At 61.9% G+C, this 10,033-nt stretch carries 15 protein-coding genes and 1 other RNA gene; 10 read left to right on the forward strand and 6 right to left on the reverse strand.

Going from position 1 to position 10,033, the window contains the following annotated elements; genetic code table 11:
* A partial coding sequence (locus EN969_RS05305; RefSeq protein ID WP_127419014.1) for an MFS transporter occupies positions 1-1,068 on the forward strand: 1,068 nt, incomplete at its 5' end.
* A 15-nt stretch (positions 1,069-1,083) separates the two neighbouring features.
* Here EN969_RS05305 and EN969_RS05310 read toward each other — a convergent pair.
* Positions 1,084-1,923 (reverse strand): MoxR family ATPase, encoded by an 840-nt coding sequence (locus tag EN969_RS05310; RefSeq protein ID WP_063169207.1) that lies wholly within the window; start codon positions 1,921-1,923, stop codon positions 1,084-1,086.
* 147 nt (positions 1,924-2,070) lie between these two features.
* Here EN969_RS05310 and ssrS point away from each other — a divergent pair.
* The 4 genes from ssrS to EN969_RS05330 all read left to right on the forward strand — a co-directional run bounded on the left by ssrS (position 2,071) and on the right by EN969_RS05330 (position 4,641).
* Positions 2,071-2,226: non-coding RNA, 6S RNA (gene ssrS, locus EN969_RS05315), on the forward strand.
* A gap of 96 nt (positions 2,227-2,322) precedes the next feature.
* On the forward strand, positions 2,323-2,910 hold the full coding sequence (locus EN969_RS05320; protein ID WP_024502903.1) for a 5-formyltetrahydrofolate cyclo-ligase: 588 nt from the start codon (positions 2,323-2,325) through the stop codon (positions 2,908-2,910).
* A 70-nt stretch (positions 2,911-2,980) separates the two neighbouring features.
* Positions 2,981-3,805, forward strand: coding sequence for a YmdB family metallophosphoesterase (locus EN969_RS05325; RefSeq protein ID WP_024502904.1), 825 nt, complete (start codon positions 2,981-2,983; stop codon positions 3,803-3,805).
* A gap of 74 nt (positions 3,806-3,879) precedes the next feature.
* Positions 3,880-4,641, forward strand: a complete 762-nt coding sequence (locus EN969_RS05330) for a TerC family protein (protein WP_013529109.1) — start codon at positions 3,880-3,882, stop codon at positions 4,639-4,641.
* 38 nt (positions 4,642-4,679) lie between these two features.
* On the opposite strand, the gene EN969_RS05335 is transcribed toward EN969_RS05330, so the two are convergent.
* Both EN969_RS05335 and EN969_RS05340 read right to left on the reverse strand, forming a co-directional pair.
* Positions 4,680-5,072 (reverse strand): VOC family protein, encoded by a 393-nt coding sequence (locus tag EN969_RS05335; RefSeq protein ID WP_063169206.1) that lies wholly within the window; start codon positions 5,070-5,072, stop codon positions 4,680-4,682.
* 45 nt (positions 5,073-5,117) lie between these two features.
* Entirely contained in the window at positions 5,118-5,600 is a 483-nt protein-coding gene (locus EN969_RS05340; protein WP_063169205.1) for an SRPBCC domain-containing protein, read from the reverse strand.
* 52 nt (positions 5,601-5,652) lie between these two features.
* Between EN969_RS05340 and EN969_RS05345 the strand changes: the two genes are divergently transcribed.
* From EN969_RS05345 to EN969_RS05355, 3 genes are all read left to right on the forward strand, one after another.
* Positions 5,653-5,976 (forward strand): helix-turn-helix domain-containing protein, encoded by a 324-nt coding sequence (locus EN969_RS05345; RefSeq protein ID WP_024502907.1) that lies wholly within the window; start codon positions 5,653-5,655, stop codon positions 5,974-5,976.
* 213 nt (positions 5,977-6,189) lie between these two features.
* Positions 6,190-6,939, forward strand: coding sequence for a YebC/PmpR family DNA-binding transcriptional regulator (locus tag EN969_RS05350; RefSeq protein WP_013529113.1), 750 nt, complete (start codon positions 6,190-6,192; stop codon positions 6,937-6,939).
* Between the two features lie 17 nt (positions 6,940-6,956).
* Positions 6,957-7,253: a SelT/SelW/SelH family protein gene (locus tag EN969_RS05355; protein ID WP_127224143.1), complete on the forward strand. Its 297-nt coding sequence runs from the start codon at positions 6,957-6,959 to the stop codon at positions 7,251-7,253.
* Between the two features lie 18 nt (positions 7,254-7,271).
* On the opposite strand, the gene EN969_RS05360 is transcribed toward EN969_RS05355, so the two are convergent.
* Together EN969_RS05360 and EN969_RS05365 are read right to left on the reverse strand one after the other, a co-directional pair.
* Positions 7,272-7,421, reverse strand: a complete 150-nt coding sequence (locus tag EN969_RS05360; protein WP_082826704.1) for a hypothetical protein — start codon at positions 7,419-7,421, stop codon at positions 7,272-7,274.
* 21 nt (positions 7,422-7,442) lie between these two features.
* Positions 7,443-7,922 (reverse strand): anthrone oxygenase family protein, encoded by a 480-nt coding sequence (locus EN969_RS05365; protein ID WP_082826561.1) that lies wholly within the window; start codon positions 7,920-7,922, stop codon positions 7,443-7,445.
* A 126-nt stretch (positions 7,923-8,048) separates the two neighbouring features.
* On the opposite strand from EN969_RS05365, the gene EN969_RS05370 reads away from it, so the two are divergent.
* Entirely contained in the window at positions 8,049-8,690 is a 642-nt protein-coding gene (locus EN969_RS05370) for a TetR/AcrR family transcriptional regulator (RefSeq protein WP_024502910.1), read from the forward strand.
* Between the two features lie 127 nt (positions 8,691-8,817).
* Here EN969_RS05370 and rpmE read toward each other — a convergent pair whose 3' ends face one another.
* Positions 8,818-9,039 carry a 50S ribosomal protein L31 gene (rpmE, locus tag EN969_RS05375; RefSeq protein ID WP_013529118.1) on the reverse strand — a complete coding sequence of 74 codons (222 nt, stop codon included), beginning with the start codon at positions 9,037-9,039 and terminating at the stop codon, positions 8,818-8,820.
* Positions 9,040-9,245: 206 nt separating this feature from the next.
* Between rpmE and EN969_RS05380 the strand changes: the two genes are divergently transcribed.
* Positions 9,246-10,033: ABC transporter transmembrane domain-containing protein (locus EN969_RS05380; protein ID WP_245467418.1), on the forward strand; the 788-nt coding region annotated here is incomplete at its 3' end.

Below are 10,033 nucleotides of genomic sequence, written 5' to 3' on the forward strand. Positions count from 1 at the left end.
TTCCTCATCCATGTGCCGCTTGCCATCCTTGCGCTGGTCTTCATCGGTGCCGGTGTCACCGAATCACGCGACCACAATGCCCAGAAGCTTGACCGTGCCGGTATCCTGACGCTCTCGTTCGCGGTGTTCGGCTTCTCCTATCTGATCACGCAAGGGGCCGATCTCGGCTCTGGTGCCCGCATCGGCGTGGCAAGTGCTGCCGTGCTGGCCTTCGCCGCGTTCCTCGTTGCCGAGAAGATCAGCCCCTATCCGATGTTCGATTTCTCGGTGTTCCGGATCCGTCAATTTTCGGGAGCGATCATGGGCGGCATCGGCATGAATTTCAGCTATTGGCCGTTCATCATGTATCTGCCGATCTATTTTTCGGGTGTGCTCGGCTACGACAGCACCACGACCGGCCTGCTGCTGCTCGTCTACACGCTTCCCTTGATGCTGATGTCCTCGACCGCCGAGCGCCTGCGCGCCCGCTATCAGGCGCGGGTGGCGATCCCGCTCGGGTTGCTGACATTGGGGGTCGGCTTTATCGCCATGAGGATAGGTTCGAGCCTTGAGGGAGCCAGCTGGCTGACCATGCTGCCCGGTACGCTGATCGCCGGTATCGGTATCGGCCTCACCAACTCACCGACCACCAACACCACGACGGGTTCGGTGTCGCCGGATCGCGCCGGCATGGCTTCGGGCATCGATATCAGCGCGCGGCTGATCACGCTCGCCATCAACATCGCGGTGCTGGGCCTGCTGTTGACGCAGGGAATTGCTTCCTATCTCAAAACCGCATTGGGCACGGCCCTTGACCCGGACGAATTGCGCGCGTTGGCGGAAAAGATCGCCACCGGAAATCTCGATGGCCTCTCCCAATATTCGCCCAGGCTGGCGACCCTCGACCCGTCCGGCGCGCTTGCGCATGCCGCCTTGGTCAACGGTTTTGGCTGGGTCATGCTCTATAGCGGGATCGGCGTTCTTGCCCTTGCCGTCATCAGCTTCGTCGTCTTCGGCCCCAGAAACGTCGCGCCGCAAGAGGCAAGGGACCGTCATCGTGCTCAGGGCGCAAGCGAAGCTCGATCGTAGCAAGTGCCCGGCGCCTCACCCTTGCCTGCGCGCCATGAAGGCAAGCCGCTCGAACAGATGGACATCCTGTTCGTTCTTCAGCAATGCGCCATGCAGCTTGGGCAACGCGTTCTTCGGGTCGGCGCGCAGATCCTCGGGCGCGATATCGTCGGCGACCAGCAGGCGGATCCAGTCGAGCGCCTCGGAGGTCGACGGTTTTTTCTTCAGCCCCGGCACTTCGCGGATCTCGTAGAACTGGGTGAGGGCTGCCCGAACCAGGTTCTGCTTGATGCCGGGATAGTGGACGTCGACGATTCTGTGCAGCGTGTCGACGTCGGGAAAGCGGATGTAATGGAAGAAGCAGCGGCGCAGGAACGCGTCCGGCAACTCCTTCTCGTCGTTGGAGGTGATGATGACGATCGGCCTGACGGCGGCGCGGATGGTTTCGCCGGTCTCGTAGACGAAGAACTCCATCCGATCGAGTTCCTGCAGGAGATCGTTTGGGAATTCGATGTCGGCCTTGTCGATCTCGTCGATCAAGAGCACGACCTTCTTGCCGGCGGCGAAAGCCTCCCAGAGTTTGCCGCGCTTGATGTAGTTCCTGATGTCGTTGAAGCGCTCGTCGCCCAACTGGCTGTCGCGCAGCCGCGAGACGGCATCATATTCGTACAGGCCCTGCTGCGCCCGCGTCGTCGACTTGACGTGCCATTCGATGAGGTCGAGGCCGAGTGCAGCCGCCACCTGGCGGGCCAGTTCCGTCTTGCCGGTGCCGGGCTCGCCCTTGACCAGCAAGGGCCGCTCCAGCGCGATCGCCGCATTGACGGCCACCATCAGATCCTTGTCGGCGACATAGGCCGCCGTGCCTTCGAAACGCATTCTTGCTCCTCGGTTGGTCATCGCGACCGTAAGGACGAGGCCGTGCCTGTGCAAGGGTGAGGTGTTGGCGGCGCGAGGGCCTGAACCAACACGGAAAGAGTGCCCGTCTCACTGGCGCTTAGCCGGCCGGCAGCCTATATTGGGCGGGACGGTCTGTGCTTCCCGGCAGGAGAACATTTTCCCCGGGGCCTTAACGATCCTTAGGGAGCTGTCCCTGGGAAGACCCGTGGGTTTTCTCACACGGCGCCCACCTACTTTGTAGGTTCCCGGGATCGCTCTCTCCACCGGTTGTGTGGATCGTCACTTATTGCCACGCGTCCCGCATTTCGGTGGATGATTGCGGTGGAAAACGTCGCTCCCAACACTCCATCCAGATCTGACCTTTTCTACCCTGACTGCATGACCTCTCTCAAAGACCTCAAAAAGCAGCTTCGCCGCGAGGCCCTCGGACGCCGCGATGCGCTCGACGAATTCTGGCGGGTGGAGGTCGCGCTTGAAATGGCAGAGACGGCACGCGATCACCTCCACATTGAGCCGGGCCAGATCGTTTCCGGCTTCTGGCCGATGCGCTCGGAAGTCGACGTCAGGCCGCTGATGTTTGCCTTGCGCGAAAGGGGCGCGCGGCTTTGCCTGCCGGCCATTCTCGACAAAACCACGATCGTCTTTCGCGAACTGGTGCGCGGCGCGCCGATGGTCGAGATGGGTTTCGGCACGGTCGGCCCGCATGAAGAAGCAGAAGTGCTCGACCCCTCGGTGATGCTGGTGCCGCTCGCCGCCTTCGATGCGCGCGGCCATCGCATCGGCTATGGTGCCGGCTATTACGACCGCGCCATCGCCAAGCTGATCGACAAGGGACAGCCGCCGCGGCTGGTCGGCATCGCCTTCGACTGCCAGGAGGTGGCAATGGTGCCGGATGAGGAACATGACGTCGTCATTCCGGAAATACTGACCGAGAGCGGGTTGCGCCGCTTCGCGTCAAAATTGTAGATAAAAGGACGCATGATCTTTCACAGACGTCATGCAGCTTTTGCTTCGCTGACCTTCGGTGCGGGATCATATGAGACTTCTCTTCCTCGGTGACATGGTTGGAAAGACGGGACGGACGGCGGTGTGGGAACAACTGCCCGGCTTGATCTCCGACTTCAAACTCGATTTCGTCATCGTCAACGGTGAGAACGCCGCCGGCGGCTTCGGCATCACCGAAGATATCTTTCGCGAGACGATCGCGGCCGGTGCGGATGTCGTCACAACCGGCAACCATGTCTGGGACCAGCGCGACGCACTCGCCTTCGCGCCGCGCGAAGAGCGCTTCCTGCGCCCCTCGAACTTTCCCAAGGGCACGCCCGGGCGCGGCTCCGGCGTCTACATCGCCAGGAGCGGCGCGCGCGTGCTGGTCGCCAACATCATGGGCCGGGTGTTCATGCATCCCGAACTCGACGATCCCTTCCAGGCCGGCGAACGCGAGCTTGCCGCCTGTCCGCTCGGCGAGCAGGCGGATGCCGTGATCATCGACTTCCACGCCGAGGCGACCTCGGAAAAGATGTGCTTCGCGCATTTCGTCGACGGCCGTGCCAGCCTCGTCGTCGGCACCCATACCCACCAGCCGACCGGCGATCACCAGATCCTCAATGGCGGCACCGGTTATATGTCCGACGCCGGCATGTGCGGCGACTATGATTCCTCGCTCGGCATGGACAAGGAGGAGCCGCTCAACCGGTTCCTGTCGAAAGTGCCGAAAGGCCGCTTCGAAGCGGCGACCGGACCGGCGACCTTGTGCGGCGTCGGCGTCGATATTTCCGACCGCACCGGGCTGACCGAGCGGATCGCGCCGTTTCGTCGCGGCCCGCGGCTGGAGGAAACCGCACCGTCCTTCTGGTCATGACATTGATATAGGCACGCTTAGTACCTAACTGCCGGCGACACTGCTCTAGATCGTTAAAAGAGGGGACGACCTCCATGCAGCTCATCGAATTCCTGGCGCCGCATTTTCAATTTGTGTCCGATCCAACCGCCTGGGTCGCGCTGCTGACGCTGATTGTGCTCGAGGTCGTGCTCGGCATCGACAATCTGATCTTCATCTCGATCCTGACCAACAAGCTGCCGGAAGCACAACGGGCCCGTGCCCGCCGGCTCGGCATCTCGGCGGCGCTGATCATGCGGCTGGTGCTGCTGGCCACCATTTCGATCATCGTCCAGCTGACCACGCCGGTATTCACGGCCTTCGGCCATGGTTTTTCCTGGCGCGACCTGATCCTGATCGCCGGCGGCCTGTTCCTGGTCTGGAAGGCGACCAAGGAGATCCATCACACGGTCGATCCCGACGACCACAAGGATACGATGATGGGCGAGACGCTGCAGATCAGCCTCGCCGGCGCGATCTTCCAGATCCTGCTGCTCGACCTGGTCTTCTCGATCGATTCGATCATCACCGCCGTCGGCATGACCGACGAGATCGCCATCATGTACATCGCCGTGATCGTGGCGGTGAGCGTGATGATGCTGGCGGCCGGGCCGCTGGCCAACTTCATCGCCAAAAACCCGAGCATTGTCATGCTGGCGCTGGGCTTCCTTTTGATGATCGGCATGACACTGATCGCCGACGGCATGGGCTACCATGTGCCCAAGGGCTACATCTATGCGGCGATGGGCTTTTCGGCATTGGTCGAGGGGCTCAACATGCTGGCGCGGCGGCGCAAGAAGCCGGGCGGCGGGCATTGAGGCAAGAGCAGCAGGGTGGTCGCCCTTGCACAGACCAGTCATGCGAGATTGATCTGCCAGGAGACCCCGAACCTGTCGTTTAGCCATGCGAAACGGCGGCTGAAGCCGTAATTGTCCGATGGCATCAGGAACGCGCCATCCTTGCCCAGCGTCTCGACAATTCGGTTCAGTTCATCCTCGGAGGAACAGTCCACATACAGCGACACCGATGGCGTGAAGGTGAATGCATGGTGGACGGGGCTGTTGAAGACCATGACTTCCAGGCCGGCGATCGACACCCGCGCTAGTTTGACCGTTCCTTGCGGACCGTCTTCGCCGGGGCCGTAATTCGTGACGTCGAGGACGCTGCTGCCGGGAATGGTCTCGCAATAGAGGGTCATTGCCTCTTCGGCCTTGCCCTCGAACATCAGGAATGGCGTTACTTTCTTCATCGCAAAGGCCTCCTCTTCCTTCTGGTTGCTCAGATGTCGGGTCGCTCAAACATTGGTCTCGTTGGCGGGTTCGCCTTTCATCTCGCTGCGGTAGTAACCGTCGCGCAAATTGATGCCGTACTCGACATAGGCCTTCATGCAGGCCAGCATCTGCGACCAGCCCTCGCAATTGAGGTAGGACTTCTTCAGGCCGACCGCGCCTTCCTGCCAGCCGCTCTCGGCGATGGTGACGAAGGTGCCGCCATCGTCCAGCGGTTCGAAGTTCATCTCGATGCGGGTTTTGTAGGCCGGCTTGCCGTCCTCATCGGTGGCATCCCAGCGCAGCACGATGCGGCGGTCCTTGACCACTTCGTCGACCTCAACCGGCACCTTGCCCCACCAGACGACGCCGGCGCCGGCTTCCAGCGGGGCGCTGGCGCCGCCGATCGTGGTGAAATAGCCGCTCAGTTTCTTCGGATTGACGACTGCGTCGAAGACGTCGGCGACCGGCTTGCCGATGCGTCCGGAAACACTGAATCCAAGTGACATATCCACAGCTCCTTCCCTTGATCGGTCCAAAGATACGTTATATAAACATAACATGTCAAGCAGATCGCAAGACGACAATGTTTTCAAGGCGCTGGCGCATCCGCGCCGGCGCGAAATGCTGGATCAGCTGAAGGACGCGCCGAAGACGACCGGCATGCTGTGCGAGGCCTTTCCCGATATCGATCGCTGCACGGTCATGCTGCATCTGAAGGTGCTGGAGGAGGCCGACCTGATCGTTGCGCGGCGCGACGGCCGCGAGCGCTGGAACCATCTCAACGCGCTGCCGATCAAGCAGATCCACGACCGCTGGATCAGCCAGTATGCCGGCCATGCGCTCAGCATCATCGACCGACTGAAGTCGGACCTCGAGGCGTGAGCGGCCGCAGCAGGTCACGTCTTGCGCCGCATGCGCGGTGCGGCTGGACGAATTGAGCCGATTTATCTATAAGCCGGCCATTCCGACAGAGAACGCCGTGCTTCCAAGAGGTGCACCTGGGACGCTCTGAAATTTTGAATTCGGGCATTGCGGAAGACGAGGTCAGATCACTTCGCTTCGCGATGCTCTAGCCGAGAAGACGACAGGGGTGCCATGGCTGGCCATTCACAGTTCAAGAACATCATGCACCGCAAGGGCCGCCAGGATGCGGTGCGGTCTAAAATGTTTTCCAAGCTGGCGCGCGAAATCACCGTCGCCGCCAAGAGCGGGACGCCCGATCCATCGATGAACCCGCGCTTGCGCCTGGCGATCCAGAACGCCAAGGCGGTGTCGATGCCGAAGGACAACATCCAGCGCGCCGTCAACAAGGCCTCGATGGGCGATGCCGAGAATTACGAAGCCGTGCGCTATGAGGGCTATGGCCCGGGCGGCGTCGCTGTCATTGTCGAGGCGCTGACCGACAACCGCAACCGCTCGGCGTCCAATGTGCGTGCTGCCTTCACCAAGGCCGGCGGCGCGATGGGCGAAACGGGCTCGGTTTCCTTCATGTGGGACCGCGTCGGCGAGATCTATTATCCGGCATCGGCCGGCAGCGCCGACAAGGTCATGGAAGCGGCAATCGAAGCCGGCGCCGACGACGTGGAAACCGACGAGGAAGGCCACACCATCTATTGCGCCTTCGAGAATCTCGGTGAGGTGTCGAAGGCTCTGGAAACCTCGCTCGGCGAGGCAGAATCGGTGAAGCTGATCTGGCGGCCGCAGAACAACGTTCCGGTCGACGAGGAGCGGGCACAGTCGCTGATGAAACTGGTCGCCACGCTCGAGGACGACGACGACGTGCAGAGCGTCTACGCCAACTTCGAAGTCGACGACGAGACCATGGCCAAGCTCAGCGCGGCATGAGCGGAGCTCAGCCCGGCATGAGCGAGAGAGTGCTCCCCGCCATCCGCATCACCTACTGCACGCAGTGCCAATGGCTGTTGCGCGCCGGCTGGATGGCGCAGGAGCTGCTGTCGACCTTCGGCACGGACCTCGGCGAAGTAACGCTGGTGCCGGGCACCGGCGGCATCTTCACCATTTCCTGCAATGACGTGCTTGTCTGGGATCGCAAGCGCGACGGCGGTTTTCCGGACGCGGCCAAGCTGAAGCAACTGGTCCGCGATGTCATTGATCCGGACCGCGACCTCGGTCATTCCGATCGGAAGACAAAGGCGTAGAGGCCGCCGGCGCTGCCGTCACTTGCGTCGCCACGCTCCGAAGGCGGCGCCAATCGCAATACCCGCGGCGACGCCCATCGGAAGGTCATCCAGAGCGGTGCCGACCGCGGCACCGACACCAACTCCGATTGCCATGCCGAAGGCCATATTCGAATATTGATCCTTCATCGGTGGCTCCATCCATCCTTTTCAACGCGCGGCGAACCAGAAGGATGCCAGCGCGGCTATGCCGCTGATGGTGCGGACATGGTTCCACATCACCCACTCGTCGAGGTAGCGCGACCACAGGCTTGCGCCATTGCTGCTGGCCGGATCGAGGGCGGCGAGCGCATCGTTGAGCGGGACGTTGAAGATCATCGTCACCACCACGATGCCGATGAGATAGAGCAGGCTGCCGGCAACCAGCCAGAGCGAGCCTGGCTGGTTCCAGCCGATCACCGCACCGATGGCGACAACGATGCAGACGAGAGCCGTGCCGAACAGTGCTGTCATGAACAGCGGCGTCACCGCTGTGACGTTGATGGAATTCATCGCGGCAATGCCGCTTGCGGCTGGCATGCGGGCGAGGCCCGGCATGACGAAGCTGGAGAAAGCAAAGAAGACGCCGCCGACGACGCCTGAGCCAAGTGCGGCAATGAAGATGAGAGTGGGAAGAAGTTTCGCGATCATGTCAGTTGCTCCAGATGCCCATTGTGCTTTCCTCCGCATAAACGTGATTAATCCTCACATTTGCAAAACGTGATAAACCCTCGTATTTTTCGAGTCAAGTGATTTTGGCGGCATTTGGAGTCAGGTATGGAAGACGCGGCAACCCCCGTTTCCGCACAGAAGCAGGCTGCTTCACCGCGTCGGGCGCCGAGCCAGCAGCGCAGCCGCGAGCGGGTCGAGCGCATGCTGGCGGCTGCCTCGGCGCTGATCGCCGAGCAAGGCAGCGATGCCATGCGCATGGGTGAGGTGGCGGAGCGCGCTGGGGTGTCGATCGGGTCGCTCTACCAGTTCTTTCCGGACAAGCGGGCGATCATCTGGGCGCTGGCCGAGCGCTACACCGCCGAAAGCCAGTCCTGCATTTCGGCAGCACTGGCTGGCATCAGCGACGCCGAAGGCCTGCAGTCCGCGTTTTCAGAGTTGGTCGACATCTATTACCGGCTGTTCCTGGCCGAGCCGGTGATCCGCGACATCTGGTCGGGCACGCAGGCTGACAAGGCGCTGCGCCAGCTCGAACTCGCCGACAGCCGTGCCAACGCCGAATTCCTCAGCGCGGTGCTGAAACGGCTGCGGCCGGCAGCCGATCCGGCGACACTGGAAACCACGGCGTTTCTGGTCTGGCAGATGGGCGAGGCCGCCATGCGGCTGGCGATCTCGGTTGAGCGGCAGGAGGGCGACAGGCTGGTCGCCGCCTACAAGCGCATGGCGTTAAGGGAATTGCTGGCCGAGTAGGACCGCGCCGCAACAAAAAACCCGCCACAGGGCGGGTTTTCGATCTGTGAAAGCTCGTTTGGCTTAAGTTCTTACTTGATGCAAGTCGTTATCCCAAAACCGCTTCGCACTTTTGGGCGACATGCAATTAGATGCCGAAACCTTCGAAACGCTTCTTGAACTTCGACAGGCGGCCGCCGCGGTCGAGCAGGGTCTGCTGGCCGCCGGTCCAAGCCGGGTGGGTGGTCGGGTCGATATCGAGGTTCATCGTATCGCCTTCCTTGCCCCAGGTCGAACGGGTCGTGTATTCGGTGCCATCGGTCATGACGACCTTGATGGTGTGGTAATCGGGATGGATGTCGGTCTTCATGGTTCGGTTCCTGGCTTGCCGGCGCTGGCGACGGGCATAAGCCTGCGTCGATGCGCCCCTTTTTAAAACTCGAAGCCGCAGCTATTGAGGAGCCACGGCTTCTAAAACGGTCGGCGAGCCTATACATCAGCCGGAATTGAATCACAAGGCCGCGGCAAGCGCATATTGAGGCGCAGACCCCAAGGACGGCTGGAGGAAACATCGGGATGGCGCAAATCACCAGCGCAGACGAGCGCCGGCGTTCGCTCAAGCCGCTCAGGCGCCTGTTCCCCTACATCACGCACTACCGCACGCTGGTCGTCGGCGCCATTATCTCGCTGGTTATCGCGGCGGCAACCACGTTGGCGCTGCCGCTGGCGGTGCGTCGCATGATCGATCATGGCTTCTCGTCGTCCAGCACGACCTTCATTGCCGAATATTTCGCAGCGCTGGTGGCTATGGCCGCCCTGCTGGCGGCAGCATCGGCCGGCCGCTACTATTTCGTCATCACGCTGGGCGAGCGCGTCGTCGCCGATATCAGGCGCGATGTGTTTGCCCATGTGACGACGCTGTCGCCTGCCTTCTTCGACACCGCCCAGTCGGGCGAGATCGTGTCGCGGCTTGCCGCCGACACGACGCAGGTCAAGTCGGCGGTCGGAGCGACGGCCTCGGTGGCGCTGCGCAATGTCATCCTCGGCCTTGGCGCGGTGGGGATGATGGTCATCACCAGCCCGAAACTGTCCGGCCTGGTCATCGCGGCAATACCCGTGATCGTGCTGCCGCTGGTCGCCTTCGGCCGTTCGGTGCGGCGCAAATCACGTCAGGCGCAGGATACGCTGGCCGATGCCACCGCCTATGCCAGCGAGCAGATCGGCGCGGTGCGCACGCTGCAGGCCTTCACCAATGAGAAGCTGGTCACCGGGCATTTCTCGGCTGCGGTGGAAGCTGCTTTCGAGGCGGCACGCTCCTCGATCTTCGCGCGCTCCTTCTTAACCTTCTTCGCCATTTTCACCAT

Source organism: Mesorhizobium sp. M7A.F.Ca.CA.003.01.2.1 (genome assembly GCF_003998945.1).
Lineage (GTDB): Bacteria > Pseudomonadota > Alphaproteobacteria > Rhizobiales > Rhizobiaceae > Mesorhizobium > Mesorhizobium ciceri.

What these genes read in the sequence shown, in the direction of transcription:
- EN969_RS05310 (WP_063169207.1), bottom strand. Translation starts at nt 1,923, where the DNA reads ATGCGTTTCGAAGGCACGGCGGCCTATGTCGCCGACAAGGATCTGATG.
- EN969_RS05320 (WP_024502903.1), top strand. Translation starts at nt 2,323, where the DNA reads ATGACCTCTCTCAAAGACCTCAAAAAGCAGCTTCGCCGCGAGGCCCTC.
- EN969_RS05325 (WP_024502904.1), top strand. Translation starts at nt 2,981, where the DNA reads ATGAGACTTCTCTTCCTCGGTGACATGGTTGGAAAGACGGGACGGACG.
- EN969_RS05330 (WP_013529109.1), top strand. Translation starts at nt 3,880, where the DNA reads ATGCAGCTCATCGAATTCCTGGCGCCGCATTTTCAATTTGTGTCCGAT.
- EN969_RS05335 (WP_063169206.1), bottom strand. Translation starts at nt 5,072, where the DNA reads ATGAAGAAAGTAACGCCATTCCTGATGTTCGAGGGCAAGGCCGAAGAG.
- EN969_RS05340 (WP_063169205.1), bottom strand. Translation starts at nt 5,600, where the DNA reads ATGTCACTTGGATTCAGTGTTTCCGGACGCATCGGCAAGCCGGTCGCC.
- EN969_RS05345 (WP_024502907.1), top strand. Translation starts at nt 5,653, where the DNA reads ATGTCAAGCAGATCGCAAGACGACAATGTTTTCAAGGCGCTGGCGCAT.
- EN969_RS05350 (WP_013529113.1), top strand. Translation starts at nt 6,190, where the DNA reads ATGGCTGGCCATTCACAGTTCAAGAACATCATGCACCGCAAGGGCCGC.
- EN969_RS05355 (WP_127224143.1), top strand. Translation starts at nt 6,957, where the DNA reads ATGAGCGAGAGAGTGCTCCCCGCCATCCGCATCACCTACTGCACGCAG.
- EN969_RS05360 (WP_082826704.1), bottom strand. Translation starts at nt 7,421, where the DNA reads ATGAAGGATCAATATTCGAATATGGCCTTCGGCATGGCAATCGGAGTT.
- EN969_RS05365 (WP_082826561.1), bottom strand. Translation starts at nt 7,922, where the DNA reads ATGATCGCGAAACTTCTTCCCACTCTCATCTTCATTGCCGCACTTGGC.
- EN969_RS05370 (WP_024502910.1), top strand. Translation starts at nt 8,049, where the DNA reads ATGGAAGACGCGGCAACCCCCGTTTCCGCACAGAAGCAGGCTGCTTCA.
- rpmE (WP_013529118.1), bottom strand. Translation starts at nt 9,039, where the DNA reads ATGAAGACCGACATCCATCCCGATTACCACACCATCAAGGTCGTCATG.